This window comes from Streptomyces sp. NPDC002795 (assembly GCF_042888725.1).
Classification (GTDB): Bacteria; Actinomycetota; Actinomycetes; order Streptomycetales; family Streptomycetaceae; genus Streptomyces.
Window position 1 is genome coordinate 942,169 of record NZ_JBIAQB010000001.1, and the last position, 26,522, is coordinate 968,690.

Below are 26,522 nucleotides of genomic sequence, written 5' to 3' on the forward strand. Positions count from 1 at the left end.
CCGCTACTTCACCGCAGCGGCCCGCACGACCTCCTGGGTCACCGAGCCACCCTTGTCGTCCTTCGCGGTCGCCCGCAGTGACAGCGAGGAGGCATCCTTCGGTACGTTCAGCGAGCCCTTCCAGGAGGCGCCAGCTCCCGTGAGGGGTACCGGCTTCCACGTCTTGCCGTCGTCGTACGACACCTTCAGGGAGCCACCACCGATGGTGCCGGTCCCGGCCGCGTCCTTGACGTACTCGGCGGACAGGCCGACCGGCAGGCGCTTGCCCGAGCGGATCTTTCCGGCGAGGTCCGTGTCGATGTCGTAGTTGAGGTTGATCAGCGGCAGGAAGGTGTACGAGTCGGTCGGCGTGGTGCCCGAGCGGAACGTCCACTCGCTGTGCGAGGTGCTGCGGATGCCCCACACGGACGGGTCGAGTTCCGTGTCGGTGACGACCTTGAACGGCAGCTCGGAGCCGTCGGTGACACTGAACTGGGCGGTGCTGCCCGTGCGCCGGCCCGCGCTCTCGCCGTTCACGAAGGCCTCGGTGGACTGCGTCATGCCGGCTTCCGGACTGTACGGGTCACCGAAGCCGGTGTGGTCGGGGCCCGAGTCTCCCCAGCCGGGGATGTTGAAGCGGAGCATGTCGCCGCGCCGCTCCTGGCCCCAGCCGAGGCCGCTGCCGCCGTAGGGGTGCCAGACGGGCTTGAACCAGTTCAACTCGGTGCGCTTGCCCGGCCGGTAGGAAACCAGGCCGCTGCGCTCTTCCAGGGAGCCGAGGTTGACGGACTCGTGCCACTTCTGGTCCGGCTCGACGGACACGTAGTCGGTGCGGTGGCCCGGGAACTCGTACCGCTCCTGGAACCCGCCGGCGACCGCGAAGGACGGGTCGACGGAGTGCCGGAACTCGCTGCCCGCGGCCTTCTTCGCACCGTAGAAGGTGGTGTCCACGGTGGCGAGGTCCTTGGAGCCCGGCGCGAAGAGCAGACTCCGGTCCGGGATGGCGCCCTTGTACCCCTTCGACAGGTCGTAGGAGTACGTCGGGTTGGCGACGCCCTTCATCTTGATGCGCTCACCGCGCTTCTGCTTGGCGAGCAGCCGCGCGAAGTCGGCGTTGGTGACACTCGCGATCTGCAACGGACGGTCGGTGTCGTCGTCGTTGTAGAAGAGGGTGTTCAGGCGGCCGGGGTTGTCGTCCGTGAGGAACAGCGCCTTGGCGCCCGCGTCCTGGGCGGCCTGAGCGAGCTGCGCCGGGGTGCGGCTGCCGTCGACGTGCACGAGGACGCCCTTGCCGGTCACGTTCTTGCCCGTGTAGTCGGCGGGCGCACCGGCGCCCGCGTTCACCAGCGCGAGCCGGCTGTCACCCTCGACGAGCGTGGAGCCGGGCTGGTCCCACACCTCCTCGACACCGTCGACGGTGATGCGCGGCTGGGCCTCGCGCCAGGTGGTGCGGTACGCGTAACTGCCGTCGCTCACCGGGCGGTTGGGCAGGGCGTACAACGTGTCGTACTTGACGGGCAGCAGCACCATGCCGAACACATCGGTGCCGCCGGCCTTGCGGTCGTACTGCACGAGCGTCTGGTGCGGGTCGGTGTCCTTCGAGACACGTGTGGCGACCTCACGCAGCTCGGTGCCGTCGAGCGTGATCTCGCGGTCCACGTCGACCTTCACCTCGGGGTCGGCCAGGTAGGCCGTGCCGAGGGAGTCCTTGCCGTGGGCCCCGCGCACGTCCAGGAACGAGTCCAGGAAGTACGTCCCGGGCTTCAGGCGCAGCTTGACGGTGCCGGACGCGTCGACCGTCGCCGGCTGCGGGAGCGTGCCCTTGGCGAGCTGCTGGTACATGAGGTTGGCCGCGGCCGGCTTGCCGTCCCGGTCCTTCACGTGGACGGTGAGCGTGTACCGCTCCTCCTCCTTGACCAGGCCGAAGGCGGTGTGCGCGACGGCCTCGCCGCCCGAACTGGCCACGATCCGACCGCTGTTGGTGCCGACGGCGGCCTTCGACCCGTCACCGGTGACAGTGGTGGAGGCGGTGCCGTGCGCGGGCACGGTCACCTTCGAGTCGGCGAGCGTCGCGACGCCCGCGGCTCCTCCCTGCACGGCGAGGTCCAACTCCACAGCGTCGTCCGAGGAGTTGGTGTACGTGACGGTCCTGGTGACCGGCTTGTTGCTGTCGTACGGCCAGCGGTAGGAGCCGAGGTCGGCGCTGCCCGTCGCGGTGATCTCCGCGGCGATCGCTTCGGGCACGGAGACCCGGCCGGAGCCGATGGTGTACGCGGAGGCGGACAGCTGCTTCGACGACGACATCAGCGCGTTCTTGAGCTGCGCGGCCGTCCAGTCGGGGTGGGCCTGCGCGAGGAGCGCGGCGACACCTGCGACGTGCGGTGTCGCCATCGACGTACCGCTCATGGTGGTGTAGCTGCCCGAGCCGTCGGCCAGCGAGGAGCGGGCCGCGAGGATGTCCACGCCGGGGGCGGAGAGGTCGGGCTTGAGGCCGTCGTCGCCGAGGCGCGGGCCCTGGCTGGAGAAGGACGCCCGCTCGTCGTCGGCGTCGACCGCGCCGATGGTGAGCGCCGAGTCGGCGGCGCCGGGCGAGCCGATGGTGCCGGGGTTGTAGGCGTTGCCCGCGGCGACGACGAAGAGCGCGCCGGTGTCCGCGGTAAGGGAGTTGACGGCCTGCGCCATCGGGTCGGTGCCGTCGCTGCCGGTGTCGGAGCCGAGGCTCATGGAGACGACCTTGGCCTTGATGTCCTTGGCGGCCCACTCCATGCCGGCGATGATCTCGGACTCGGTGCCGTAGCCCTCGTCGCTGAGCACCTTGCCGACGGCGAGTGTGGCGTCGGGCGCGACACCCTTCTCCTTGCCGTCGGACGCGGCGCCGGAGCCGCCGACCGTCGACGTGACGTGTGTGCCGTGTCCCGCGCGGTCGGCGACCTCTTGTCCCTCGATGAAGGACTTCGACTCACTCACGCGGGAGGCGAGGTCGGGGTGGGTGGTGTCGTAGCCGGTGTCCAGGACGGCGACCTTCACGCCCTTGCCGGTGAGTCCGGCCTCCCACGCCTTCGGGGTGCCGATCTGGGCGTTGGACTGCTCCATGTCGCCCTCGACGCGGCCGTCGAGCCACACCTTGCCGATGCCGTCGGTGTAACCGCCCTTGCTGGTCAGGTCGTTCCAGAAGGTGCGTCCCTTGTCGGCGTCGAGGGCGGCGCCGCCGATGCTGGCGAGCTTGCGGGTGCGGTCGGCGCCCTTGGGCGTGTCGGCGGCGCTACGTGCGCTCCTGCCCTTGCCCTTACCTCCGTAGGTGACGATGAGCGGGGTGGCTTCGGCCTTGGTGTCCGCGAGGCCCTGCTCGATGAGCCCGCTCACGTCGAACAGCCGGGCGTCGAGCTTCCCCGAGGCGAGGTAGGGGGCCGCCTCGTCGGGCACGACACGTATCGCGCCGTCGGTGACCTGCGTACGGACGAGGCCGTCGGCGCCCCGAGGCCTCTTGACGTCGACGGTCCGCTGCCCGCCGCCGATGTCGGTCACGGTCACCTTGTCCCCGGTCACCAGCGTCACGGTGTGAGCGGCGCGGGCGGCCTTCGTGGGCTGGGGTCTCACGTCGTCCGGCGCGGCGTGCGCACCGCCGGCCGGCAGCAGCGCGAACGCCAGACCGGCCGACAGCAGAGCCGCGCCGCGTCGCGCGGTGCCTCTTGCCATAGTTGCCTCTTCTCCTGGAACCATCGGGTGCGGGGGTGCGCTCCGAGAGCTGGGAAGAGTGTCAACTACTGTGCGGTGTGGGGGACTTGATTTGTGGTGGCGGGTTGGCGCCACGGCGCCTATCCGCCACCCGGCTCAGGCCCGCGGATTCACTTCTGCTTCAACTCACTTCTGCTTGACCGGCGGGCAGTAACCCGTGTCCTCGCCGATGGAGTTGATCTCCGCGTTGGGACGCGAGTCCCCCGCGTAGTCGATCTGGTCCGTGCACTTCGTGCCGGGGTCCTTCGGTGTGCCCGAGGCCTCGTCGGACTTCTGAACGGGCGGGCAGGTGCCCGTGTCCGCGCCGATGGAGTTGATCTCGGCGTTGGAGCGCGGGTCGCCCGCGTAGTTGATCTGGTCCGTGCACTTCGCGTCGGACGTGGCGGGAGCACCCGACGACTGGCCCGCCGTCGCATCGGGCTGCGGGGTGGTCACGGCCTCCGCCGAACTGCTCACAGAAGAAGACGCGCTGGAGGAAGCGCTGGATGACGCACTGCCCGCGCCGTCGCTGCCGTTGCACGCCGTCAGCGACAGTCCGAGGGCCACTGCGGTCAACGTCAGGGCCGAGATCTTCCGAGTGCGCATGCTGGTGTCCTCCGCGTGGGGCCGTCGCTCCTGGTGAGCGACGGGCGAGTGAACCGGGCGGGTGTGGGTGTCCGCCCGTGTTGCTTTCTGTCCTCTCAGACAGCGGCGTGGTTGCCCCAGTTGCTTCTTGATCGTGTTCAGGACACGTTCGTGACATGACGGTCGTCACTTCGTGAACTCCGCGGCCCGAGGTGTCAGGCGAGGTCCTGCCAGGCGTCCAAGAGCCTCAGCATCGCCTTGGTGGCGCTCGTGATCCCGGACACGGAACAGGTCTCGTCCGTGACATGTGCCTGGTCCGGTTCGCCCGGTCCGTACAGGATCACCGCCGGCGAGTTCAGTTTCCCGGTGAGGACCGAGGCATCGGTGAAGTACGTGGCGTACTGCGGGTCCCGGTCCGTTTCGCCCGGTCGCAGCGCAGCGGTCAGTGTCTTCACGAGCCCGTCACCCGGGTCGGTGGCGATGCTCGGGAGGTCGAGGACGGCATCGATGTCCGTGTCCGGGCCCGCCAGTCGGCGGATCGCCGAGACGGCGTCACCGGAGGTGAAGCCCGGGACCGTCCTGATGTCCAGCATCAGCTCGGCGTGATCGGGCACCAGGTTGGGCTGGACGCCGGCGTGGAACGTGCCGACATTGACGGTGGCCGCGCCGTGCGTCCCGCTGCTGGGCCAGCCGTCGTGGCCGTGGATGCGGGTGGCCGCACCGGCGAGGGCCGCGAGGGCGTTGACGCCGAGTTCGGGCCGTGAGCCGTGGGCGCTGCGGCCGTGCGCGGTCAGGCGGAGCCACAGCGCGCCCTTGTGGCCCAGGACCACTTGGTTGCCGGTGGGTTCGGCGACCAGCACGACGGGGCTGGGGGTCAGGTCGTCGAGTTGGGCCGCACCGTCGCAGCCGGTCTCCTCCCCGAAGGTGAGAACCACCTGCACGTTCGCGTCCGCGCAACGCGCGGAGTGCTCGATGGCGGCGGCGAGTATGCAGGCCACACCGGCCTTCATGTCGCTGCTGCCGCGCCCGAGCAGCCGGTCGTCGCGGATGTCACCGCTGAGCGGGTCGAAGGACCAACTCGCGGCATCGGCAGGGACGGTGTCGAGGTGGCCGGTCAGCGTGATGGGTGTGCCGGTGCCCGTGCGGGCCACGAGATTGGCCCGTCCCGGTTCTTCCTTCCCCTCCCCCTCCTCCATACGCACGGTGAAGCCGGCGTCGCGCAGGAGTGGGGCGAGGAGTTGCGCGGCGGGCTTCTCGTTTCCCGCGCGGGTGTCCAGCCTGACGAGCTGTTGGGTGAGGGCCACGGGGTCGAGCACGCGGTGTCTCCTGTCAGGTGCGGGGCGGTACGGCCGATCCCCGGATGACGAGGTGCAGCGGGAGGACCTGCTGCACTCGTTCGCTGTCGGGCTTGTCGATGCGCGCCTGGACGACTTCCAGCGCGGTCCGTGCCAGCTCCGCGACGGGCTGCTGCACGGTGGTGAGTTTGGGGCGGAGCCATTCGCCGACGCGGATCCCGTCGCAGCCGACGACGGAGAGGTCCTCGGGGATGCGCAGGCCGTGGAGTTCGGCGCTGGCGAGCATGCCGACCGCGACGATGTCACTGCCGACGAAGACCGCGGTCGGCGCCTCGGTGGCGCGGGCGAGGTAGGGGAAGGTGCTGGCCCCGAAGCGTTCGGTGTACGGGCCGTGCAGGACGAGGTCTTCGCTGACGCTCAGTCCGGCGTGCTCCATGGCGTCGCGGTAGCCGCGGTACCGGTCGCGGCTGGTGGACAGTTCCGGGGGTCCTGCGACGTGGGCGATGTGCCGGTGGCCCAGCTGGGCGAGGTAGGCCGTCGCCTGGTAGGCGCCGCTGTAGTTGTCGACGGAGATGGCGTCGGCCTGGGAGCTGCCCGCGATCTCCTCGTCGAGGACGACCACCGGCAGCCCCGCGTCGATCGCGGCGATCAGCCGGGGGTTGCTGCGGTGGATGCCTACGTAGATCATCCCGTCGATCGCGTCGGACCTGGCCACGAGGTCACTGACGCTCGCCTCGCGCCGCGCCTGCTGGCCGGTGACACCGACGACCAGTTCCACGTCACTGGCGGCCGCCCGGTCGGCGATCTCCTCGGCCAGCTCGGCGAAGAACGGGTTGAGCAGGTCCGGTACGACGAGCGCGATGACCGGGTTCCGGCGCGGGCTCGGGGTCTCGGACGGGGCGGCGGGCACCTCGTAGTGGAGCTCGCGGACGGCGGAGTCGATTCTGGCGGCCGTCTCGGGATTCACCTTCAGCTGGCCGCGCAGATAGCGCGATGCCGTGGATACCGACACTTGCGCATGTTGCGCAACGCTCGTCAATGTCACCCGGGTTTCCTCTCTGCGCGTCCCGGCAGTCTATCCATATCTCTTTGCCGCTACCCCATTGACTTCACGAAAACCCATCCCTAGCGTTGCGCAACAACGAGCACAACATTGCGCAAAGCAAGGAGCCCTCATGGCGCGCGTTCTCATCGCCGGCGAGTCCTGGATCAACGCCTCGACCGATTTCAAGGGCTACGACGCCTTCCCGCACGCCCAGTACGAGACGGGCGCGACCGCCCTCATCGAGGCTCTGGAAGCCGAGGGCCACGCGGTCACCCACCTGCCCTCCCACGCCGTGGCGACCGACTTCCCCGAGACACTGGAGAAGCTCGCCGCCTACGACGTCGTGATCCTGTCCGACATCGGCGCGAACTCACTGCTGCTGCCCCCGCAGGTCTTCGCCCAGGGACGGCCCTTCCCCAACCGCCTCAAGCTCCTCGCCGAGTGGGTCGGCAAGGGCGGCGGCCTGGCCATGGCCGGCGGCTATCTCAGCTTCCAGGGATTCCAGGGCAAGGCCAACTTCCACGGCACCGCCGTCGAGGACGTACTGCCGGTCGAGATCTACCCCTACGACGACCGGGTCGAGTGCCCGGAAGGTGTCAACGGCGAGCTCACCGACGCCGACCACGAGGTCACCGCGGGACTCGACGCCCAGTGGCCGATCCTGCTCGGCTACCAGCGCCTCGTCGCCAGGCCCGACGCCACCGTCCTCGCCACCGTCGAATCACGTCCGCTGCTCGCCGTACGCACCGTGGGCGCCGGCCGCACCCTGGCGTTCGCCTCGGACATCTCGCCGCACTGGGCCCCGACCGAGTTCCTCGAGTGGAAGGGCTACCAGCGACTGTTCCACCAGTCCGTGGCATGGCTCGCCGCGGCCGCGGAGTGAGCCGTGACGGACACCTCACCGATCACGGTCGACGCCCCTCCCCCAGCGGACCTAACGTGCTGTTTCACGGAGCCTTCGCGTCACGGTGAAACTGCCGGTCCGGCCCTGCCCGGAACGCTCAGAGAATTGGTGGCTTCACGATGACATCCGTTTCGCCCCCTGACCCGTCGCTCGTGCGGACCGATCCGTCGACAGGTACCGGCCGCACCGGCCGGAACACCGCCACAGCGCTGCTGGTCGTGGCCACCATCCTGGCCGGAATGCTCAGCCCCTTGCAGTCCACCGTCAACGGCGCCCTCGGTGACACCATCGACGACGGCAACGCCGCGGCGGTCATCTCCTTCGGCAGCGGCCTGCTGCTCATGGCGATCATCGTGTTCGCCCGGCCCACCACCCGCCGCCAGGCGCTGAGCCTGCCCCGGCAGCTGCGCACCGGCAATCTCCCCTGGTGGAACTGTCTGGCGGGCCTGTGCGGCGGCGCCGTCGTCCTCTCCGAAGGTGTGTCGGTCGGCGCGCTCGGAGTCGCCGTCTTCCAGATCGCGCTGGTCTCCGGAATGATCGTCTCCGGAGTGATCTGCGACCGCTTCGGTGTCACCTCGGAGGTGAAGCAGCCGCTGTCCCCGACGCGACTGCTGGGCGCCGTCCTGGCCATCGCCGCCACCGTCCTGGCGATCCTGCCCTCCTTCCACGTGCCGGGCACGATCGCCTTCGCCCTGCTGCCCTTCGCCGCGGGCCTGCTCGCGGGCTGGCAGCCCGCGGGCAACTCCGCCGTCGCCCGCTCGACAGGCTCCATGCTCGTCTCGATCGGGTTCAACTTCCTCGTCGGCTTCACCGTCCTACTGCTGGGCCTGCTGGTCCGCATGGCCGCGGGGTCGGTGGACTTCACCCTGCCCTCCACGTGGTGGATGTACACCGGCGGAATCCTCGGCCTGCTCTCCATCGCCTTCATGGCACTGCTCGTCCGCGGCCTCGGTCTGCTCCTGCTCGGGCTCTCCTCCGTCGCCGGTCAGCTGCTCGGGTCGCTCGTCCTCGACACGGTCAACCCTTCGCTCGGACACACCGTGCACGTGGTGACCGTGATCGGCACGGTGCTCGGCATCGTCGCCGCGGGCATCGCGATGATCCCCTCCCGTACTCAGCAAGCCGCGGACCGGCCATGACACACCACCAGCCGCACGCCCGGACGGTCACAGGCCCCGTCCCCGCCGCCGACCTCGGCCTCGTCCTCCCGCACGAGCACCTGTTCAACGACCTCTCCGGCGTACTCGACAAGCCCAGCCACCCGTTCACCGAGTTCCTGGCCGACCAGCCGGTCAGCGCCTCCGCCGCGTCGGCCCTGCGGCACGATCCGTACTGCTGCCCGGACAACCTCGCAGCCAAGCCGATGACTGAAGTCCTCCGTGAGGTCGCGGCGTTCCGGGCCGTCGGAGGCGGCACTGTCGTCGACGCGACGTCCAGCGCCGCGATCGGCCGTGCGCCCGAGCGGCTGCGCGAGGCCTCCCTACGCAGCGGGGTCAACGTCGTCATGGGCTGCGGCGCGTACCTCGAGAAGTTCGAGGGCCCCCGCATCACCGCGGCCGACGTCGAAGCGCAGGCTCAGGCCATCGACGACGAACTCGCCCACGGCACGCCGGACCACCACATCCGGCCCGGCCTGATCGGCGAGATCGGCGTCTCCCCCGACTTCACCCCCGCCGAACACCTCTCCGTCCGCGCCGCCGCGCTCGCTCAACTCAACCACCCGAACGTCCCGTTGATGATCCACCTCCCGGGATGGCAGCGGCGCGCACACGAAGTCCTCGACATCGTGCTCGACGAGGTGGGCGTGGCACCCGGGCGGGTCGTCCTGGCCCACATGGACCCGTCCAGCGGTGACACCGCCTATCAGGACTCCATCGCGGCACGCGGCGTGTGGCTGGAGTTCGACATGATCGGTATGGACATCACCTTCCCCCACGAGGGCGCCGCCCCGCGGGCGGAACTCACCGCCGACGCGGTCGCACGGCTCGCCTCCCACGGCCATGCGGGTCAACTCCTGCTCAGCCACGACCTGTTCCTCAAGCAGATGTGGACCCAGCACGGCGGCAACGGCCTCACGTTCGTGCCCACCGTCTTCGCCGGAATGCTCGCCGCCCGAGGCATCGACCACGACCTGGTCACCGGCCTCACCCACGACAACCCGGCCCGGATGCTCACCGGTTGCTGACACCGAGGGGACCCCTGGCCCACCTCCCGGTACCGTCCCCCTGTGACCTCACTCGACCCCGCCACACTCGCCGCGCTCAAGCGCGCCCGCTACGTCAGCCTCACCACCTACCGCAAGGACGGCACTCCGAGAGCCACCCCGGTCTGGCACGCCGTGGACGGTGACCGGCTCTATGTGCGCAGCGCGGCCGACGCCTGGAAGGTCAAGCGGCTGCGCCGCGACTCCCGGGCCGAGGTCACCGTGTGCGACCTCCGCGGGCGCATCGCCCCGGGCGCCGTCCACGCCACGGGAACCGGCCGGGTACTGGACGACGAGGAGGAGACGAGGAAGGCCGGGGCGCTGCTGCGGCAGAAGTACGTGATGGCCCGCATCGGCGACTGGTACTCCGCGCTCTCGGGACGCCACCGCAGGCATCCCGTCATCGGCCTGGAGATCACCTTCTAGCCCCGTCCGGCCGGTCGGTCAACCGTCAGGAGGATCGGCCCACCGGGTGGCTCCTCCCTCGGTCGCAGGCGAGTCGGGGGCCGCGTTGACCTGCGACGACGATCTGCGCGGGACGATGGGACGACGACGGTGGACCGCCGTCGTCCCCCACGCGAGAAGAGGCCAGCCATGCAGATCGAGGTCCGCCACAGTCCGTCCTTCGCGGTGGCGCGCGTCCTGCTGACCGCGGGCGAGAGCGTCCGGGCCGAGTCCGGCGCGATGATGGCGACGTCCAGCGGGATCGACGTCGAGGCGAAGACCGAAGGCGGTCTGTTCAAGGGCCTCAAGCGGAACGTGCTGGGCGGCGAGTCACTGTTCGTCACCCGGTTGACCGCGGGTCCCGAGGGCGGCTGGGTCGACCTCGCCGCGAACCTGCCCGGGGACGTCACGGACATCGAGGTGAACGGCGGCCTCAACCTGGCTCGCGGCGCCTGGCTGTGCTCGTCCGACGGGATCGAGCTCGACACCAAGTGGGGCGGCTTCAAGAACATGGCCGGCGGCGAGGGCGGCTTCCTCGTCCGCGCAGAGGGCCGGGGCACGGTGCTCGCGTCCTGCTACGGAGCGCTGGACGTGCTCGACCTCCGGGCGGGCGAGAGGATCGTCCTCGACTCCGGCCACATGGTCGCCTTCGACGACGGCGTCTCGTACACCACTCGCAAGGTGAGCCGCGGGCTAATGCAGACCCTCAAGTCGGGCGAGGGCCTGGTCTTCGAGATGACAGGTCCCGGCCGGGTGTGGACCCAGAGCCGCAACCCCGGCGCGCTGGTCACCTGGCTCACGGCGAAGCTCCCGTTCACGCGGAGCTGACGCGGCGCACGAGAGTGCGGCCTACCGGGAGGCGCTGGCCGCCCTCGCCGACGGCGGGCCCTATCCCCTCAGCACCTCCCGTAGCCGCTCGGCGAACTCCTTGGGCTGTTCGACGAAGCCGCCGTGGTCTCCGGGGAACTCGACGGGAGCGGTCCCGATACGTTCGGCAAGGGCCCTGGAGGTCCCGACCGTGATCAGGCCCCCCGAGGTGGCGCCGATACCGACGACGACGCGGGTCGAGCCGGCCGTCAGGGCCGCGATGTCGGGTACGTAGCGAGTGGTGCCCCGCAGCTCATGGGCGAAGAAGCGGGCGCTGTTGGCAAGGTCCTGTTCCGAAGGTTCCGATGGCTCGCCGGGCGGTGGCGTGGGAGCGGCTTCCTCACCGCCGTCGACGTCGAATCCGGCGTTGGCCATGAACTTCGTCCACGCCGCGCCCACCCCCTCCCGGTGGAAGGTCGCGATGATCTCCTCGGTCGCGGCGCGCTGCTCGGCGGCGTCGGGGAGCAGCTCCAGCAGCGGAGGCTCGTGCGCGACGAGCGTGCGGACCCGCCCGGGGTGCCGCGCGACCAGCGCGAGCCCTGTGACCGCCCCGCCGCTGCTGCCGAGGACGTCGGCGCAGTCCGCGTCGAGCGCGTCGAGGAGAACGGCGACGTCGTCCGCCCGGAGCTCAGGGGTGGAGTCCTGCCCGGGGTCGTCGAGGGTGCTGCCCGAGATGCCCCGCGGGTCGTGGGTGACGACCGTGTGGTCGCTCGCGAGCGCGTCGGCCAGCGGCCCGAACGCCTCCGCGTCCATCGGCGATCCCATGACCAGCAACAGCGGCCCGGAGCCACGGACTTCGTAGCGCAGGCGCGCACCGGGAACATCGAGGGTTCGGGTGGTGGTCATGGGTCGTCCTTCCCCTGGGCGGTCGACCGCGATCGCGGTGACGAAGGTAGGACTCCGGCCGCGAGGAAACCTCATCGCCTCATGGAGAACGTCAGACCAGGAGAACGAGCTTTCCGCGTACGTGGCCGGACTCCCGACCCGGTGCGCCTCGGCGACGTCGGCCAAGGGGAAGCTCCGGCCGACGGGGAGCGTGAACCGGCCCGCCTCGACCAGGTCGGCCACCTGTCCCAGCGCGTAGAGCGCACGGCCCGCGTCACCGCGGCTGAAGCGCACACCGTGCCGCCGCGCACCGTCGAAGTCGGCGACGGTGATGACACCATCCGCGCCGCCGACGAGGTCGATCAGCTCGGGCAGGATCCCGCTGCCGGCGACGTCCAACGCCAGGCCGACACCGTTCGATGCCACGGCCCGCACACGGTCCGGCATGCCTTCCCCGTACGCGACCGGTTCCGCGCCGAGTTCGCGGAGCCGGTCGTGGGTGGCCGGGCTGCCGGTGCCGATCACCTGCGCGCCGCGCGCGACGGCGAGTTGGACGGCGGCGCTGCCTACGCTGCCGGAGGCCCCGCTGATGAGGAGTGTGCCGCCGCCGCGGACGCCGAGCTGGTCGAGGGCTCTCGCGGCGGTCTCGACCGAGGAGGGCAGGGCCGCGGCGCCGGCGAAGTCGAGCGACGCGGGGATGGCCGCCCATGCGGACAGCACGGCACGCTCCGCCTGCGCGGCGCCGTCACCGCCGAACCCGAACACCCGGTCCCCGACGGCAACGCCCTCGACTCCGTCGCCGATCTCGTCGACGACCCCGGCGGCTTCGTAGCCCATCGTCTGGGGCAGCTCCTGATCCATCAGCCCCTGCCGCTTCTTCCAGTCACTGGCGTTCACACCGGCGGCGCGCACCGCGATCCGGATCTCCCCGGCTCCCGGACGCGGATCGGGGAGCTCGACGATTTCGAGCACATCGGGACCGCCGAACCGGCTGAAGCGTGCTGCCTTCATGAGGAACTCCGTTACTGGCCGCGGACGTTGCGGGCGAGCCAGGGGCTGAGCGCACTGGGCAGGACCCGTTCCTTGTACGTTTCGTCACCGGGCAGCGGAACGATCAGCCACAACGCGGGCGGGAACGGCGTTCGCTTCACGTGGGCCAGCCCCCGAGGTCGATGTGTGCCTCATGCGGCAGCGGATGCCTCATGGCCCCGATCATGCCTCACGGGTGTCGGTCCTCGGCGGGTGCCGACTCCTCGGCGAGCTGGTTGTTGCGGTCGATCTCCGGCATGTGGGTCTCGGCCCAGCCCCGCAGGGCCGCGAGCGGCCTTTCGAGGGACAGGCCGAGTTCGGTGAGGCGGTAGTGGACGGCTGGCGGCACGGTGGGTTCCACACGGCGTTCGACCAGGCCGTCGCGGGCCAGGCTCTGCAGGGTGACGGACAGCATCTTCTGCGAGATGCCGGGGGCGAGGCGCCGTAGTTCCGCGAAACGGAGCTCGCCGGGGGCGTGCTCCGCCAGCAACTTGACCACCATCGACGTCCACTTGGTGCCGATGCGGTCGAGCAACCGGCGGGTCGGGCAGAGCGGGTCCAGCAGGTCACCGCGCTCGCCGCGCCGCCTGTCGCGTCCGCCGGACTTCGACGTGGTCACCTGGGGCTCACCACCTGAGGGAAAAGTGCCGTCTTGGACGGGCCAGGTTAGTTCCCTAACGTGACGTTGTCACCAATCCTCACCGTGCTCCTCGCACCCCTCCCCTGGAGTCCCCCATGCCCGAGCTCAGGCGCATCCCGGTCAACGGTGTCGAACTCAACGTCGCCGTCTCCGGTTCCGGCCCGGCCGTCCTGCTGCTGCTGCACGGCTTCCCGCACACCTGGGAGCTGTGGACGGATGTCATCGCCGGCCTGTCCGACCGCTACCGCGTCATCGCACCGGATCTCCGTGGGTTCGGCGCGAGCGGCCACGCCGAATCCGGGTACGACGCGGGCACCCTGGCCGAGGACGCCGCGGCGCTTCTCACCGCGCTCGATGTGTCATCGGCCGCGGTCGTGGGCATCGACGCGGGCACCCCGCCGGCGTTCCTTCTCGCGCTGCGCCGCCCCGGCCTCGTCCGCCGCCTGGTCGTCATGGAGTCCCTGTTGGGCGGACTGCCCGGCGCCGAGGAGTTCCTGGCAGGCGGCCCTCCGTGGTGGTTCGGTTTCCACTCCGCCGCACCCGGCCTGGCCGAGACCGTACTGGAAGGCCACGAAGCCGAGTACGTCGACTGGTTCCTGCGCACCGGCACCCTCGGCGACGGCGTGCGCCCGGCCGTCCGGGACGCCTTCGTCCGCGCCTACACCGGCCGCGAGGCGCTGAGCCGCGCGTTCTCGTACTACCGGGCCCTGCCCGAAAGCGCGGCACAGATCGACGAGGCGGTCACCGCGGCCCGCCTGACGGTGCCGACGATGGCGCTGGGCTCCCACCCGGTGGGCGCCGCCCTGGAACGCCAGCTCCGCCCGGTCACCGACGATCTCACCGCACACCTCATCGAGGGCTGCGGCCACATCATCCCGCTGCACCGGCCGGATGCCCTGCTCGCGCTGCTGCGTCCGTTCCTGGCCGGCGCCACACTCCCGCACTTCCGCCGGCACATGGCCGAGGAGCGGGCCGAGTCTCCTCATGACCGCGGCGGGAGGCCGACGCCTACGCGTTCGCCCGAGGGCTCCGGATCCCGTCGATGATCCGGGTCCAGTTCTCCTTCCCGTGGCCGTCGGCGATCGCCCGCCGGTAGTGGCCCTGGAGCGCGCGCGGCAGCGTGAGGTCGATTCCGGCCGTGGCGGCGGCGCCGACGATGTGGTCCGCCGTCGCGCCCATCATGGTCACCGTGCTCAGGTGGCCCGGGTGCTCTCCGGCGTCGATCTGCGCGCCGACGTTCTCGCCGGCCTGGAGCATCGCAGGGAGGCCGGTCAGTGTCGGCATCAGCTCGTCGACCGCCTCCGTCGCGGTGATCCCGGCGGAGCCCAGGAGCGCGGTGGCGTGTGTCAGTGCCGAGAGGCTCGTCAGGAAGACGTCGAGGTGTGCCAGGTACATGAGTTGGGCGAGGCCGGCGTCCTCGCCGAGGTGGCGCGGCGTTCCGATGCGGGCCAGCACCGGGCGGTGTTCCTCGAAGGTCTCGGGCGGGCCGCTGTAGTACACGGACGCCGCCCCGGTGCCCACCATCGGCGGGGGCACCATCACACCTCCGGTCAGGAACCTCGCCCCGTGCGAGGCCGCCCAGGCCGCGGCCTCGCGGGCCCGGTCGGGGGTGTCCGAGCTCAGGTTGACGAGGGTGCGACCGGCCAGCGCATCGGTCGCGGTGCCAAGGATGTCGTACATCGCCTGGTAGTCCGTGAGGCTGAGGATGACCAGTTCGCTCGCGGCGACCGCGTCGGCGGGCGAGGGGGCCAGGGTGGCGCCGTCGGCCACGAGGCCGTCGGCGCGGGCGGCGGTGCGGTTCCAGACGGTGACCGGGTGGCCGGCCGCGAGCAGCGTACGGACCATGGCCTGGCCCATCGGGCCGAGGCCGATCAGGGTGACGGGGGTGGCGCTCATGCCGCGGTTCCTTCCTCGGGGTGTGTGGTGGGACGGGTGGCGCGCAGGCTCTCGTAGATCCGTGCCAGCCCCTCCGGGCCGTGGCCCGCGGCGATCTGACGGACGATCAGCGCCTGGACGGCGGCGATCGGGGCGGGGTCGACGCCCTGTTCCTCGCTGGCCCGCACGAGGTGCGACAGGTCGGAGAAGTCCAGGCTCTGCTGGCCCGGGACGGTGTAGTCGCCGCCGTCGATGACCTCCGCGTAGCCGGCGAGTCCGTGGGTCATCGCGGAGAGGAACGGGGCCTGGCGGGCGGCGAATTCGGAGGCGCTCATCCCCATGGGGGCGACCATCGCGGCACCGTGGATGAACCCCGCGAACATCTGGTACATCCCCGACAGCATCGCCAGGTCGACCAGCGACGCACGGCCCGCGTCCTCGCCGTGGAACTCACTGGTGGCCCAGAGGTCGAGGGTCGGCAGGAGGGCGTCGTACGCCTTCCGCGAGCCGCTGTAGAAGATCTGGCCCTCGCGGGATCCGATCATGGCGGGGACGGCCATGATGGCGCCGTCGAGGTAGTCGGCCCCGAACTCGGCAGCCCAGGCGGCGAGTTGGCGGGACTCGTTCGGTGTGGTGGTCGTGACGTTGACGAGGGTGCGACCGCGCAGGTCGTCCGCGATCGGGCCGAGGGTGTCCCGGACCGAGGCGTACTTGAGCAGGCAGGCGATGACGATCGGGCTCGCCGTCACCGCCTCGCGGGCCGAGCCCGCGCCGTGGGCGCCGCGGGCCACCAGGTCTGCGGCACGGTCAGGGGTTCGGTTCCAGACGGTCACGGAACGGCCGGCGTCGAGCAGCGCGGTCGCCAGCGCGCTGCCCATCGCGCCGAGGCCGAGCATGCTGACGTCGGTCAACTGGGCTGGGTTTCTAGTGGGTTCGGACACGACGACCATGCTGCGCAAGGCTGTATCGTCGCGGAAGTACCCACTATTTACTGCGGTACTTACCTTTTGGTGAGCGAGGAGAGAGTGGAGGCTGCCGACCATGGCGCAGGCACCCCGCAACGGCCCCTACATCTGCGGCATCGACGCCGCACTCGACGTCGTCAGCGGCAAGTGGAAGGGCCTTGTGCTGTGGGAACTGCACACCCACGGCGTCCGGCGCTTCGCCGAACTGCGCCGTGCGCTGCCGGGTGTGAGCGAGAAGATGCTGACCCAGCATCTTCGCCAGATGGAAGCGGACGGCCTCGTCGACCGCACGGTGTACGCGCAGGTGCCTCCGAAGGTGGAGTACTCCCTGACCGCATCGGGCGCGGCGCTCAACGAGGCGCTGCTGCCGCTGGGTGAGTGGGGCCGCGACCGGATCCACCGCCTCGGTCTCGACGTCGTCACGACCCCCGGCACGTCGGCGTCGGCCGCCTCCTGACCCGCAGGTCACAGGTCACACGTCAGACCTGGTACCGGTCGGCCGCGAACAGGTGCAGGTTCTCCGCGACCCACTCGGAGGTGCGGCGCAGCCCCTCGCCCAGGGAGACCTCCGGCTCCCAGCCGGCCAAGGTCCGGGCGCGGGAGTTGTCGGACAGCAGGCGGTGCACCTCGCTGCCCGAGGGGCGCAGCCGGGTCCGGTCGACGACGACCTCGGCGTCCCGGCCCGAGGCGTTGATCAGTTCCTTGGCGAGGTCCCCGATGGCGATCTCCTGGCCGGTGCCGAGGTTGACGCTGTGTCCCAGGGCCGCGTCGCAGGCGGCCAGCGCCAGGAAGCCGCGGGCGGTGTCGGTGACGTAGGTGAAGTCGCGTGTCGGGGTGAGGGAGCCGAGCTTGATCTGGCGTCGTCCGGCGTGCAGTTGGGCGAGGATGGTGGGGATGACGGCGCGGGCCGACTGCCGGGGGCCGTACGTGTTGAACGGGCGCACCACCGTCACCGGCAGCTCGAAGGCGTGCCAGTGGGACAGGGCCATCATGTCCGCGCCGATCTTGGACGCGGAGTACGGGGACTGCGGCTGGAGCGGGTGCGACTCGCTGATCGGGGCGGTGAGGGCGGTGCCGTAGACCTCGCTCGTGGAGGTGTGGATCAGTCGGCGGACCTGGTGGCGGCGGCAGGCCTCGGCCACGTTCTCGGTGCCGACGACGTTGGTCTGCACGTACGCGCCGGGTGAGTCGTAGCTGTAGGGGATGCCGATGAGCGCGGCGAGGTGGAAGACGGTGTCGCAGCCCTCGACGGCGTCCATGACACGACCGGCGTCCCGGACGTCACCGGCGATCATCTCGACGGGGCCGTGGGCGGCGCCGAGGTAGGGGGCGAGGTTGCCCTTCTCGCCGTACGGCTTGTAGTGGACGAGGGCGCGGACCTTCGCGCCGCGGGCGACGAGCAGGTCGACGAGTGTGGAGCCGATGAACCCTTCGGCTCCGGTGACAAGGACGGTGCGGCCGGTCCAGTCGAAGTCGGTGGCAGCGGCGTTGGAGTGGGCCTTGGGTGTCATATGGCGATCTCCGTGTGGGGCGTGGGAAGGATGGGGTGGGTGAGGGGGTGGCCGGCCAGGCGCAGGACGTGTGCGGCCAGCAGGTCGGCCGCCTGCCCGTGCCGTCCGGGGTGTGCGGCGGCCGACATGGCCGCCAGCCGGGCCGGTTCGGCCAGCAGTGGCTCGATGAGTGAGGCCAGGCGGTCGGCGTCCGTCTCGGCGTCGGGCAGGAGGAGTCCCGCGCCGATGTCGGTGAGGACCCGCGCGTTGTGGGTCTGGTGGTCGCCCGGCGCGTAGGGGTAGGGCACCAGGACGGCGGGGGTGCGGGTGGCCGCGAGTTCGGCGACGGTCGCGGACCCGGCGCGGCAGACGGCCAGGTCGGCGGCCGCGTACGCCAGGTCCATTCGGTCGAGGTAGGGCACGGCGGTCGCCACCCGGTCCGCGCCGGTCTCGGCGAGCTCCCGGCGGACCTCGTCCAGAGTGGCGGGCCCGGTCTTGATCAGCAGGTGGATGCCGGTGCCGTCGCGCCAGCGCCTCGCGAGGTCGGCGGCGGCCGCGGTGAGCCGGGCGGCGCCGAGGCTGCCGCCGTTGACCAGCAGGAGCCGTCCGTGGGTGGGCACCCCGAGGGCCCGCCGGGCGTCGCCCCGCAGCCGGGGCCGGTCCAGTGCGGCCAGTTCCGCGGCGATGGGCATGCCCACGACGTCGGCGTGCCGGCTGCCGGACAGATGCGCACGGCTCTCCTCGAAGGCCAGCGTGATCTGGTCGGTGAGCAGCGCGGCGAAGCGGTTGGCCCGCCCGGGCACCGCGTTGGACTCGTGGATGACGCTGGGCAGCCCGGCCATCCGCGCCCCGACGATCACCGGGGCGCTCGGGTAGCCGCCCATGCCGACCGCGACCTGCGCCCGCTGCGCACGCAGCACCGACTTGGCCTGGGCGCCGGACTTGACCAGCGCGGCGGGGAGCAGGAACCGCCGGGCACCGAGCGACGGATCGAAGGGGATCATGTCGACGGTGTGCAGGCGGTACCCGGCCTCCGGGATGAGCCGGGTCTCCAGGCCGCGCTCGGTGCCGACGAACGAGATCTCCGCGTCGGGCACCGCCCGCCGCAGCGCGTCCGCCAGCGCGAGCCCCGGGTAGATGTGTCCGCCCGTGCCGCCCGCGCCGATCACCACCGACAGCCGGTCATGGGATGTTCGCTGTGTCCTCATGGCCGACACACTGCTGACGCGCTCTAAGAACTTTCTAAGACCAGGTTTTGGCAGGCTGTGACCATGAACGCGGCCGACGGGTGCACGAACGCACCGAAGGTTCTGGTGGTGGATGACGAGCCGGAGGTGCGGTACGCCGTCGAGGACGGACTGGCGGTCGAGGGGTACGAGGTGCGCGGGGCGGAGGACGGCCTCGCGGCGCTTTCCGCCCTCGCCACGTGGGAGCCCGACGCCATGGTGCTCGATGTCATGCTCCCGGGCATGGACGGCCTCGCGGTCTGCCGCCGCCTGCGGGCGCTCGGCGACCGCACGCCGGTCCTGGTGCTCACGGCGCTGGGCTCGGTGAGCGAGCGGGTGGACGGCCTGGAGGCGGGGGCCGACGACTACCTGGTCAAACCGTTCGCGCTGGACGAGCTGGTGGCACGGATCCGGGCGCTGCTGCGTCGCAGCGCCGCGCCCGAGGAGTCCGCGACGGCGCTGGGTTTCGCCGACCTCGTCGTCGACCCCGCCAGCAGGAGCGGTCGGCGCGGGTCACGGGTCATCGAGTTCAGCCGCACCGAGTTCTCCCTCCTTGAGCTGCTGCTGCGCCACCCGGGCCAGGTACTCCCCCGCGAGACGATCATGGAGCGGGTGTGGGGCCGCGACTTCGGCCCCGACTCCAACTCCCTTGCTGTCTACGTCGGTTATCTGCGCCGCAAATTGGAGGCCGAGGGCGAACCGCGGCTCGTCCACACGGCGCACGGCGTCGGCTACCGGCTGGACCTGGCGTGAGCACTCAACCCACGAACACGCCGCCCGCGAGCACTCCATCGCCGTCCCCGTCGCGGCCCAGGGGCGGGCGCAGACATGCCCGCTGGATGCGCCGCCGCCCCCTGCGCACCCGGCTGACCCTCGCCGCCGCCGCGGCCGTGGCCGCCGTGGCCGTCGGCCTGTGTGCCGGCAGCTTCGTGGTGATCCGCCATCAACTTCTGCACCAGCTCGACCTGCACCTGACGCAGTCCGCGCGGCTGGCCACCCAGCAGTACGCCCACGAGCCGTCCGGTGTGGTGCAGGGCCAGTGCCGCTACCTCGCCGCCCCGGCCTGCGCGCAACTGGTCCCCGCGCGGCCGGCGGACGATCCCGCCGACCCGTACCTCCTGCCGGTCACCGACTCCACGCGCGAGGTCGCGTCCGGCGACCGAGGGCCGTACTACAGCGAGCTGACGCTGGCCGGCCACCGGGGCAGGATGCTCACGACGCCGCTGCCCGAGGGGCGCGCCCTCCAGGTGGCGGTGCGGGCCGACACCGTGGACCGGGGTGTGCGCCAGGCCGCGGTGCTGCTCGGCGGCATGGGGGTGACCGGTGTGCTGCTGGCCGGCGCCCTCGGTGCCTGGGTGTCCCGAACGGGACTGGCGCCCGTCAGCCGCCTCACCGCCACGGCCGAACGCATCACCGCCACCCGCGACGCCCGGCACCGCATCGAGCTGCCGCCGGAACGCGCGGGGCAGGACGACGAGATCACCCGGCTCGCCGCCTCCTTCAACACCATGCTCGACGAACTGGAGAAGTCCATCGGCGCGCAGCGTCGCCTGGTCGCCGACGCCTCCCACGAACTGCGCACGCCGCTGACCGCGCTGCGCACCAACGCCGAGCTGCTCACCAAGAGTTCGCGGCTCAGCGACGCCCAGCGCGAGCGCGCGGCGGGTGCGCTGAGCCGGCAGCTGCGCGAGGTCACCCTCCTGGTCAACGACCTGGTCGAGCTGGCCCGCGACGAGGAACCTGACCCGCTGATCGAGGAGGTCCGGCTCGCGGACATCGTGACGCACACCGTCGAGACGGCACGCGGCCACTGGCCTGCCACCCCGCTCACCCTCGCGATCGCCCCCGAGGCACGCACCGCCACCGTCGCCGGTGTGCCGGCCCGGCTCTCACGGTTGCTGTCGAGCCTGCTGGACAACGCGGCCAAGTTCAGCCCGCCCGGCCGCCCCGTCGAGGTCACCCTCACCTCCGCCCCGGCCACCCTGGAGCTGACCGTCCGCGACCACGGCCCCGGCATCTCCGAACAGGACCTGCCGTACGTCTTCGACCGCTTCTACCGCGCCCGCAGCGCCCGCGCCCTGCCCGGGTCAGGACTCGGCCTCGCCATGGCCCGCCAGATCGCGCACGCGCACCACGCCGACCTCGTCGCCGAACCCGCGCCGGGCGGCGGCGCCCAGTTCCGCCTCACGATCCCGCGCGCCTAGGCGCGCACGGTACCGACCCGCCACCGCTCCACCGCGTCCTCGTCCAGCTCGACACCGAGGCCCGGCGCATCGGGCACCCGTACGCACCCGTCCGCATCCACCCGTACCGGCTCGGCGAGCATGAAGTCGCGCCGCTCGGGGGTCCAGCCCGGTGGGTCGAAGGGGAACTCGAAGTACGGGCCGCCGCCGACGCCGGCCGAGACATGCAGGTTCGCCAGGACGCCGATGCCGTTGGTCCAGCTGTGCGGGGTGAAGTGGCGGTGCTTGAGCCGGGCCACCTCGGCCAGGGTGCGCGCCCGGTGCATGCCGACGGCCAGGACGACGTCCATCTGGTAGACGTCCAGCGCGTCCTCTTCGAGGTAGCGCAGCAGCTCGGTGGTCGAGTGGTGCATCTCCCCCGCCGCGATGCGCACGCCGGGGTTCTCCGCACGCAGTCGCTTGAAGCCGTCGAGATCCGCGTACGGCAGCGGTTCCTCGACCCAGAACACGTCCAGCTCGGCGAGGCGCGCGATGGTCTTGCGGGTGCGTGCGAGGTCGGTCGCGTCCGCAGTGTCGCCGGCCATCCGCCAGGACTGGTTGAGGTCGACCATGATGTCGAAGTCCTCGCCCAGTTCCCCGCGCACCGCGCTGACGGCCGCGATGCCCTCGCTCACCCGGTCGCGGTCGATCCGGATCTTCATCGCCTTGAAGCCGGCCTCACGCACCTTCAGGGCGGTGGCCACGCGCTCGTGCGGAGACTTCAGCTCACCGCAGGAGGCGTAGGCGGGCAGGCGCTTGGTGGCGTTGCCGAACAGTTCGGACACGGGCCGGCCGTGCACCTTGCCGACGATGTCCCACAGCGCGGCTTCGAGCGGCCAGTAGCGGCCGCCGTGGAAGTTCGCCGTCTCGATCGCCTTCACGTGCCGGGAGATGTGCAGCGGATCCTGGCCGATGAAGAGGTGACGGAAGGCACCGAAGCCGTCCATGGTGTCTCCCGAGCCGATCCCGGTGACACCCTCGTCGGTGTGCACGCGCACGATGGTCGCGTCGAAGTGCCGCCGCGGTACCGGGTCCCAGGCCGCGCGGAACGGTGGGTCGAGTTCGAGCCGCAGATGGTCGAGCGTGATGTCCGTGATCTTCATGGGTTACTCCCTGGGACGTGCCGCGCCCCGGTGCGTCGCGCGTACATTGGCACGGAGATCTAGAGGTGGGAACGTGCTGGTGAATCGGACCACCGTAGGTAGGGCCCTGAGCAGGGGCAATGAATCCTGGTGGATCGCAATGTGGGTTGCGCTGCGAGCAACCGGCGCGCAGGTGTCCGGGGGTCGCCGTGGCTGACACCTCCGCGGCGGGCGCCCGGCGCCACGGCCTCTCCCGCGATCTGCGCTTGCTCGACGTACTGGCCCTGCACGAGGCCGAACACGGGCGGGGGCTCGGGGTGGTGGAACTCGCGGCGCGTTCGGGCCGTGAGAAGAGCCAGGTCTCGCGGGCGCTCAAGGCGCTCGCCGAGGAAGGCGTGGTCGAACGCGACGCCGACACCCTGGAGTACCGGCTCGGCTGGCGGCTGCTGTCCCTGGTGGCGCGCACCGCCGAGAACCGGCTCGTCCGGGTGGCGTCCCCGGTGCTGCGACGGCTCGCGGCCGAGATCGAGGAGACGTGTCACTTGTGTGTCCTCAGGGACGCCGAGGTACTGACCCTCCTGTCGGTCTCCGGGCACGACTTCCGCGCACACGGCTGGGAGGGCAAGGGTGTTCCGGCGGCGCGCACTTCGGCGGGGCGGGTGCTGCTGCTCGACGCGACACCCGACGAGCTGTATGTGCGTCTGGGTATGGACGACTTGTCCGAAGGTTTCGACGGCTCCCTCGTGCACTCCGTCCAGGAGCTGTGGCAGCGGATCCAGGAGGCCCGACGGCGCGGATTCGCCGAGGTTCGTGAGGAGTTCGAGTCCGGCCTGGTGGGTGTCTCGGCGCCGATCCGTGATGTCCGGGGCAGGGTGGTGGCCGCGTTGAACGTCGGTGCTCCCGCGGACCGGATGGCCGATCGGCTGCACAGGACCGGCCGGATCACGGTCGCCGCGGCCGACCGGGTCTCGGCGGCGTTGGGCTGGGAGCGGCCACGGCGTGACGCCACCCCAGACGCCACCCCGTGGTAACTTCCGTATACAAGTTGTATGCGATCCACATTCACAGTCCACGAGCCACGGCCCACGGGAGAGCACATGGGGACGTCCGGTCGAGAGAAGGCGTACGCCTACCTCAAGGGGACGGTGCTCACCGACCCCGAGATGCAGGGCGAGTTCCTCTCCGAGCAGGAGATCGCCGACCGCATCGGCGTCTCCCGCACCCCGATCCGCGAGGCCCTGCTGCTGCTCGCCGCCGAGGACCTGGTCGAGATGGTGCCCCGGCGCGGCGCGCGCGTCTCCCGGCTGACCGGGCGGCAGATCACCGAGCTGATGGAGCTGCGCGGCATGGTGGAGCGGTACGCGGCGGAGCAGGTCATCAAGGCCGATCGCGTGCCACTCGATGAACTGGGCGAACTCCTCGACCGGCAGCGCGGGTTGAGCGGGCCCGACGACGCCAAGGAGTTCATCGCCATCGACCACCGCTTCCACGCGACGATCGTCTCGGCCGTCGGCAACGGCCTGCTGGACCGTCACTACGACGGGCTGCGCAGCCGCCAGGTACGCGCGGGCGTCGTGGCGCTGTACAACCAGAGCGGCCGGCAGAAGTCGGTCATCGACGAGCACAAAGTGATCCTCGACGCGCTCGCCGCGGGTGACGCGGACGCGGTGACCACGGCGATCGACAGTCACCTGGAGTCGACGCTGAAGGTGCTGCTGGCGGGGTGATCCGGGTTGGTCCCAGGGATCTCTGGGACCAACCCGGCCGCATGACCTACTTCGGGTACGTGATCGCCGCGTCGTCGCGCCCGAGCCTGCGGTTGGCCAGCACGGACGTCTTCTCGCGCACCCGGTCGACCTCGGCGACGTCCAACTCCGCGACGATCAGGCCCGGTTCGGCACCCAGACTCTCCCGCACCGTACCGTCCGGGCCGACCAGCATGCTGTGGCCGATGCCCGTCGGGGCCGCGCCCGAGGCAGTGATGCCGCTCGCCGCCGGGTCGGCCTGGTCCACGGCCGCGACCCACACTGTGGCGTCCAGGGCCCGTGCCCGTACGAGGAGTTCCCACTGCTCGCGCTTGCCGGGGCCCGCGCCCCAGGACGCGGGGAGCAGCGTGGCGACCGCGCCCGCGTCGGCGTGGGCCCGGAAGAGTTCGGGGAAGCGCACGTCGTAGCAGGTGGCGAGGCCGATGCGGACGCCGTCGACGTCGATGGTGACCACGCGCGTACCGGGGGCGACGCCGTCGGACTCCCGGAAGCCGAAGGCGTCGTAGAGGTGGATCTTGTCGTACGTCGCCTCGACGCCCGGCCCGGTCGCGAGCAGGGTGTTGGTCACCCGCCCGTCGTCGGCAGGGGTGAACATTCCGGCGACGATGACGATGCCCGCCGCTTCGGCGATGGCGCGCAGCCGGTTCGCCCAAGGCCCGTCGAGCGGCTCGGCGAGCGGGGCGAGCGGCGTGCCGAAGCAGGCCATCGCCGCTTCGGGCAGGACAACGACGCGGGCGCCCGCGTCGGCCGCGCGCCGTGCCTGCTCCTCGATGAGGTCGAGGTTCTTGGCCGGGTCGGGCCCGGTGGTGAGCTGGCTCAGAGCGATGCGCATGAGGTGTCCCTCCTGATAAGGCGGTTGGTGTGACGGTTCAGGCGGTCGCCTGCGCGACCAGCTCCGCGTCCTCGTCCGTGGCCGCCTCCGCGTCGCGGCCCAGCAGGAGCCCGACGACGGTCACGGCCGCGGTGATGGCTACGTAGACGGCGAGCGGAACCCAGCTGTGGAACGAGCCGAGCAGCGCCGTGAACAGCAGCGGAGCGATCGCGCCGCCGATCAGACCGGCCAGCGTATACGCGAGCGAGGACCCCGTGGAACGCAGCCGCGGCGAGAACTGTTCGGCGACGAACGCGGCCTGCGGGCCGTACATCAGTGAGTGCAGGACCAGCGCGACGATCACACCGAGGACCAGCAGGCCCCACGAGCCGCCGTCGACCATGCCGAAGAAGACGAACGGCCACACACCGGCACCGACGGCCGAACAGCCGTACAGCAGGCGGCGGTTGACGCGGTCGGACAGGGCGCCCGCGAGCGGGATCAGGACGATCTGCAGCGACGAGCCGATCAGTACGGCGGTCAGCGCGGACCCCCGTGACATGTCGAGCTCGTCGGTGGCGTAGGTCAGTACGAACACGGTGAACAGCGCGTACAGCACGTCCGGGGCGACGCGGGCGAGGATCGCGGCGATCAGGGCGCGGGGCTGGCGGGTGAGCACCTCGCGCACCGGCGCCTCGGGTCGGGTCTGCTCGGCCTCCATCGCCTTGAAGACCGGGGTCTCCTCCAGCTTCGCGCGGATCCACAGGCCGAATCCGACCAGGACGCCGGAGACGAGGAAGGCGACGCGCCAGCCCCAGGAGAGGAACTGGTCCTCGGTCAGCAGAGCGCCGAGCGCGGCCAGGACACCATTGGCGAGGAGGTTGCCCGCGGGCGGTCCGACCTGCGCGGCCGAGGCGAAGAAGCCGCGCTTCTTCGGGTCGCCGAACTCGCTGGAGAGCAGCACGGCGCCGCCCCATTCGCCGCCGACGCCGACGCCCTGCGCGAACCGGAGCACGACCAGCGCGATGGGCGCGGCCACGCCGATGGTGCCGTGGGTGGGCAGCAGGCCGATCAGGAACGTGGCCGCGCCGATCAGGACGAGCGTCGCGATCAGCACCTTCTTGCGGCCGATGACATCGCCGAGCCGTCCGAAGACGATGCCGCCGAGCGGGCGCGAGACGTAGCCGACGGCGTACGTGGAGAAGGCCAGCAGGGTGCCGGTGAGCGGGTCCTCGGAGGGGAAGAACAGGTCACCGAAGACGAGGGCCGACGCGGCGGAGTAGACCGCGAAGTCGTACCACTCCAGGGCGGTGCCGGTCAGGCTCGCGAAGAAGGCGCGGGCGAGACCGGAGCGGTTCGGGGTGACGACCGGTGCGGCGGCCGGGCCGCGTGGGGAGTCTTGCAGCATTTCGGTCCTCGGTTCGGGGGAGACATCGACCTTCCGGCATACTTCTTGTATACAGGTCGTATGCGCAAGCCCTGAACGGGAAGTTAACCGCTTCGCAACCGTCTGCCCTGCTCATCCACTTGCTCACCTCCCTGCTCACCCCTGGAG

Annotated in this window: 25 protein-coding genes and 1 pseudogene; 11 read left to right on the forward strand and 15 right to left on the reverse strand. The window is 71.1% G+C overall.

What is annotated here, in order from left to right:
- Nucleotides 1–3: 3 nt before the first annotated feature.
- The 4 genes from ACFYWS_RS04125 to ACFYWS_RS04140 all read right to left on the reverse strand — a co-directional run bounded on the left by ACFYWS_RS04125 (nucleotide 4) and on the right by ACFYWS_RS04140 (nucleotide 6,618).
- Entirely contained in the window at nucleotides 4–3,675 is a 3,672-nt protein-coding gene (locus ACFYWS_RS04125; RefSeq protein ID WP_389269271.1) for a S8 family serine peptidase, read from the reverse strand.
- Between the two features lie 165 nt (nucleotides 3,676–3,840).
- Entirely contained in the window at nucleotides 3,841–4,299 is a 459-nt protein-coding gene (locus ACFYWS_RS04130) for a hypothetical protein (RefSeq protein WP_389269273.1), read from the reverse strand.
- A 194-nt stretch (nucleotides 4,300–4,493) separates the two neighbouring features.
- Nucleotides 4,494–5,594 (reverse strand): M20 family metallopeptidase, encoded by a 1,101-nt coding sequence (locus ACFYWS_RS04135; protein WP_389269275.1) that lies wholly within the window; start codon nucleotides 5,592–5,594, stop codon nucleotides 4,494–4,496.
- Between the two features lie 13 nt (nucleotides 5,595–5,607).
- On the reverse strand, nucleotides 5,608–6,618 hold the full coding sequence (locus tag ACFYWS_RS04140; protein WP_389269277.1) for a LacI family DNA-binding transcriptional regulator: 1,011 nt from the start codon (nucleotides 6,616–6,618) through the stop codon (nucleotides 5,608–5,610).
- Between the two features lie 130 nt (nucleotides 6,619–6,748).
- Between ACFYWS_RS04140 and ACFYWS_RS04145 the strand changes: the two genes are divergently transcribed.
- From ACFYWS_RS04145 to ACFYWS_RS04165, 5 genes are all read left to right on the forward strand, one after another.
- The gene (locus ACFYWS_RS04145; RefSeq protein ID WP_389269279.1) at nucleotides 6,749–7,501 is read left to right on the forward strand and encodes a glutamine amidotransferase; all 753 of its coding nucleotides are present in this window, start codon (nucleotides 6,749–6,751) and stop codon (nucleotides 7,499–7,501) included.
- A 140-nt stretch (nucleotides 7,502–7,641) separates the two neighbouring features.
- Nucleotides 7,642–8,661 carry a DMT family transporter gene (locus ACFYWS_RS04150; protein ID WP_389269281.1) on the forward strand — a complete coding sequence of 340 codons (1,020 nt, stop codon included), beginning with the start codon at nucleotides 7,642–7,644 and terminating at the stop codon, nucleotides 8,659–8,661.
- Entirely contained in the window at nucleotides 8,658–9,707 is a 1,050-nt protein-coding gene (locus ACFYWS_RS04155) for a phosphotriesterase (RefSeq protein WP_389269283.1), read from the forward strand. Before ACFYWS_RS04150 ends, ACFYWS_RS04155 begins: the two co-directional genes overlap by 4 nt.
- Nucleotides 9,708–9,749: 42 nt before the next feature.
- The gene (locus tag ACFYWS_RS04160) at nucleotides 9,750–10,151 is read left to right on the forward strand and encodes a PPOX class F420-dependent oxidoreductase (protein WP_389269285.1); all 402 of its coding nucleotides are present in this window, start codon (nucleotides 9,750–9,752) and stop codon (nucleotides 10,149–10,151) included.
- Between the two features lie 168 nt (nucleotides 10,152–10,319).
- Nucleotides 10,320–10,997 carry a TIGR00266 family protein gene (locus ACFYWS_RS04165; protein ID WP_389269287.1) on the forward strand — a complete coding sequence of 226 codons (678 nt, stop codon included), beginning with the start codon at nucleotides 10,320–10,322 and terminating at the stop codon, nucleotides 10,995–10,997.
- Nucleotides 10,998–11,057: 60 nt separating this feature from the next.
- On the opposite strand, the gene ACFYWS_RS04170 is transcribed toward ACFYWS_RS04165, so the two are convergent.
- The 4 genes and pseudogenes from ACFYWS_RS04170 to ACFYWS_RS04185 form a co-directional block, all read right to left on the reverse strand.
- Nucleotides 11,058–11,957 (reverse strand): alpha/beta fold hydrolase, encoded by a 900-nt coding sequence (locus ACFYWS_RS04170; protein WP_389269289.1) that lies wholly within the window; start codon nucleotides 11,955–11,957, stop codon nucleotides 11,058–11,060.
- A gap of 16 nt (nucleotides 11,958–11,973) precedes the next feature.
- Nucleotides 11,974–12,872: pseudogene (locus ACFYWS_RS04175) on the reverse strand (NADP-dependent oxidoreductase).
- An 11-nt stretch (nucleotides 12,873–12,883) separates the two neighbouring features.
- Entirely contained in the window at nucleotides 12,884–13,012 is a 129-nt protein-coding gene (locus ACFYWS_RS04180) for a hypothetical protein (RefSeq protein ID WP_389269291.1), read from the reverse strand.
- A gap of 68 nt (nucleotides 13,013–13,080) precedes the next feature.
- On the reverse strand, nucleotides 13,081–13,509 hold the full coding sequence (locus ACFYWS_RS04185; protein WP_389269292.1) for a winged helix-turn-helix transcriptional regulator: 429 nt from the start codon (nucleotides 13,507–13,509) through the stop codon (nucleotides 13,081–13,083).
- A gap of 116 nt (nucleotides 13,510–13,625) precedes the next feature.
- Between ACFYWS_RS04185 and ACFYWS_RS04190 the strand changes: the two genes are divergently transcribed.
- Nucleotides 13,626–14,576 (forward strand): alpha/beta fold hydrolase, encoded by a 951-nt coding sequence (locus ACFYWS_RS04190; RefSeq protein WP_389269294.1) that lies wholly within the window; start codon nucleotides 13,626–13,628, stop codon nucleotides 14,574–14,576.
- Here the strand turns inward: ACFYWS_RS04190 and ACFYWS_RS04195 are convergent.
- Together ACFYWS_RS04195 and ACFYWS_RS04200 are read right to left on the reverse strand one after the other, a co-directional pair.
- Nucleotides 14,539–15,426 (reverse strand): NAD(P)-dependent oxidoreductase, encoded by an 888-nt coding sequence (locus tag ACFYWS_RS04195; RefSeq protein WP_389269296.1) that lies wholly within the window; start codon nucleotides 15,424–15,426, stop codon nucleotides 14,539–14,541. The two genes, ACFYWS_RS04190 and ACFYWS_RS04195, sit on opposite strands and share 38 nt — an antisense overlap.
- A complete protein-coding gene (locus ACFYWS_RS04200; protein WP_389269484.1) occupies nucleotides 15,423–16,355 on the reverse strand; it encodes an NAD(P)-dependent oxidoreductase in 933 nt (310 codons plus the stop codon). Before ACFYWS_RS04200 ends, ACFYWS_RS04195 begins: the two co-directional genes overlap by 4 nt.
- A 91-nt stretch (nucleotides 16,356–16,446) precedes the next feature.
- On the opposite strand from ACFYWS_RS04200, the gene ACFYWS_RS04205 reads away from it, so the two are divergent.
- A complete protein-coding gene (locus ACFYWS_RS04205) occupies nucleotides 16,447–16,827 on the forward strand; it encodes a winged helix-turn-helix transcriptional regulator (protein ID WP_389269298.1) in 381 nt (126 codons plus the stop codon).
- Between the two features lie 22 nt (nucleotides 16,828–16,849).
- On the opposite strand, the gene ACFYWS_RS04210 is transcribed toward ACFYWS_RS04205, so the two are convergent.
- Both ACFYWS_RS04210 and ACFYWS_RS04215 read right to left on the reverse strand, forming a co-directional pair.
- Nucleotides 16,850–17,881 carry a GDP-mannose 4,6-dehydratase gene (locus ACFYWS_RS04210; RefSeq protein ID WP_389269300.1) on the reverse strand — a complete coding sequence of 344 codons (1,032 nt, stop codon included), beginning with the start codon at nucleotides 17,879–17,881 and terminating at the stop codon, nucleotides 16,850–16,852.
- Nucleotides 17,878–19,068 carry a glycosyltransferase gene (locus ACFYWS_RS04215; RefSeq protein ID WP_389269302.1) on the reverse strand — a complete coding sequence of 397 codons (1,191 nt, stop codon included), beginning with the start codon at nucleotides 19,066–19,068 and terminating at the stop codon, nucleotides 17,878–17,880. The genes ACFYWS_RS04210 and ACFYWS_RS04215 overlap by 4 nt, the downstream gene beginning before the upstream one ends.
- Before the next feature lie 63 nt (nucleotides 19,069–19,131).
- Here ACFYWS_RS04215 and ACFYWS_RS04220 point away from each other — a divergent pair, with 63 nt between their 5' ends.
- Nucleotides 19,132–19,839 carry a response regulator transcription factor gene (locus ACFYWS_RS04220; protein WP_389269304.1) on the forward strand — a complete coding sequence of 236 codons (708 nt, stop codon included), beginning with the start codon at nucleotides 19,132–19,134 and terminating at the stop codon, nucleotides 19,837–19,839.
- An 86-nt stretch (nucleotides 19,840–19,925) separates the two neighbouring features.
- On the forward strand, nucleotides 19,926–21,290 hold the full coding sequence (locus ACFYWS_RS04225; RefSeq protein WP_389269306.1) for an ATP-binding protein: 1,365 nt from the start codon (nucleotides 19,926–19,928) through the stop codon (nucleotides 21,288–21,290).
- Here the strand turns inward: ACFYWS_RS04225 and ACFYWS_RS04230 are convergent.
- Nucleotides 21,287–22,411 (reverse strand): mandelate racemase/muconate lactonizing enzyme family protein, encoded by a 1,125-nt coding sequence (locus ACFYWS_RS04230; RefSeq protein ID WP_389269308.1) that lies wholly within the window; start codon nucleotides 22,409–22,411, stop codon nucleotides 21,287–21,289. The two genes, ACFYWS_RS04225 and ACFYWS_RS04230, sit on opposite strands and share 4 nt — an antisense overlap.
- 188 nt (nucleotides 22,412–22,599) lie before the next feature.
- Here ACFYWS_RS04230 and ACFYWS_RS04235 point away from each other — a divergent pair, with 188 nt between their 5' ends.
- Nucleotides 22,600–23,421, forward strand: a complete 822-nt coding sequence (locus ACFYWS_RS04235) for an IclR family transcriptional regulator (protein WP_389269310.1) — start codon at nucleotides 22,600–22,602, stop codon at nucleotides 23,419–23,421.
- A 66-nt stretch (nucleotides 23,422–23,487) separates the two neighbouring features.
- The gene (locus ACFYWS_RS04240) at nucleotides 23,488–24,117 is read left to right on the forward strand and encodes a GntR family transcriptional regulator (protein WP_389269312.1); all 630 of its coding nucleotides are present in this window, start codon (nucleotides 23,488–23,490) and stop codon (nucleotides 24,115–24,117) included.
- A gap of 46 nt (nucleotides 24,118–24,163) precedes the next feature.
- Here ACFYWS_RS04240 and ACFYWS_RS04245 read toward each other — a convergent pair whose 3' ends face one another.
- A complete protein-coding gene (locus ACFYWS_RS04245) occupies nucleotides 24,164–24,988 on the reverse strand; it encodes a carbon-nitrogen hydrolase family protein (RefSeq protein WP_389269313.1) in 825 nt (274 codons plus the stop codon).
- Nucleotides 24,989–25,025: 37 nt separating this feature from the next.
- Nucleotides 25,026–26,375: an MFS transporter gene (locus ACFYWS_RS04250; protein ID WP_389269314.1), complete on the reverse strand. Its 1,350-nt coding sequence runs from the start codon at nucleotides 26,373–26,375 to the stop codon at nucleotides 25,026–25,028.
- Nucleotides 26,376–26,522 lie beyond the last annotated feature (147 nt).

Coding starts and splice junctions, on each gene's coding strand:
- ACFYWS_RS04125 (WP_389269271.1), bottom strand. CDS start 3,675: ATGGCAAGAGGCACCGCGCGACGCGGCGCGGCTCTGCTGTCGGCCGGT.
- ACFYWS_RS04130 (WP_389269273.1), bottom strand. CDS start 4,299: ATGCGCACTCGGAAGATCTCGGCCCTGACGTTGACCGCAGTGGCCCTC.
- ACFYWS_RS04145 (WP_389269279.1), top strand. CDS start 6,749: ATGGCGCGCGTTCTCATCGCCGGCGAGTCCTGGATCAACGCCTCGACC.
- ACFYWS_RS04150 (WP_389269281.1), top strand. CDS start 7,642: ATGACATCCGTTTCGCCCCCTGACCCGTCGCTCGTGCGGACCGATCCG.
- ACFYWS_RS04155 (WP_389269283.1), top strand. CDS start 8,658: ATGACACACCACCAGCCGCACGCCCGGACGGTCACAGGCCCCGTCCCC.
- ACFYWS_RS04165 (WP_389269287.1), top strand. CDS start 10,320: ATGCAGATCGAGGTCCGCCACAGTCCGTCCTTCGCGGTGGCGCGCGTC.
- ACFYWS_RS04170 (WP_389269289.1), bottom strand. CDS start 11,957: ATGAGGTTTCCTCGCGGCCGGAGTCCTACCTTCGTCACCGCGATCGCG.
- ACFYWS_RS04190 (WP_389269294.1), top strand. CDS start 13,626: ATGCCCGAGCTCAGGCGCATCCCGGTCAACGGTGTCGAACTCAACGTC.
- ACFYWS_RS04195 (WP_389269296.1), bottom strand. CDS start 15,426: ATGAGCGCCACCCCCGTCACCCTGATCGGCCTCGGCCCGATGGGCCAG.
- ACFYWS_RS04200 (WP_389269484.1), bottom strand. CDS start 16,355: ATGGTCGTCGTGTCCGAACCCACTAGAAACCCAGCCCAGTTGACCGAC.
- ACFYWS_RS04205 (WP_389269298.1), top strand. CDS start 16,447: ATGGCGCAGGCACCCCGCAACGGCCCCTACATCTGCGGCATCGACGCC.
- ACFYWS_RS04210 (WP_389269300.1), bottom strand. CDS start 17,881: ATGACACCCAAGGCCCACTCCAACGCCGCTGCCACCGACTTCGACTGG.
- ACFYWS_RS04215 (WP_389269302.1), bottom strand. CDS start 19,068: ATGAGGACACAGCGAACATCCCATGACCGGCTGTCGGTGGTGATCGGC.
- ACFYWS_RS04220 (WP_389269304.1), top strand. CDS start 19,132: ATGAACGCGGCCGACGGGTGCACGAACGCACCGAAGGTTCTGGTGGTG.
- ACFYWS_RS04225 (WP_389269306.1), top strand. CDS start 19,926: ATGCGCCGCCGCCCCCTGCGCACCCGGCTGACCCTCGCCGCCGCCGCG.
- ACFYWS_RS04230 (WP_389269308.1), bottom strand. CDS start 22,411: ATGAAGATCACGGACATCACGCTCGACCATCTGCGGCTCGAACTCGAC.
- ACFYWS_RS04240 (WP_389269312.1), top strand. CDS start 23,488: ATGGGGACGTCCGGTCGAGAGAAGGCGTACGCCTACCTCAAGGGGACG.
- ACFYWS_RS04245 (WP_389269313.1), bottom strand. CDS start 24,988: ATGCGCATCGCTCTGAGCCAGCTCACCACCGGGCCCGACCCGGCCAAG.
- ACFYWS_RS04250 (WP_389269314.1), bottom strand. CDS start 26,375: ATGCTGCAAGACTCCCCACGCGGCCCGGCCGCCGCACCGGTCGTCACC.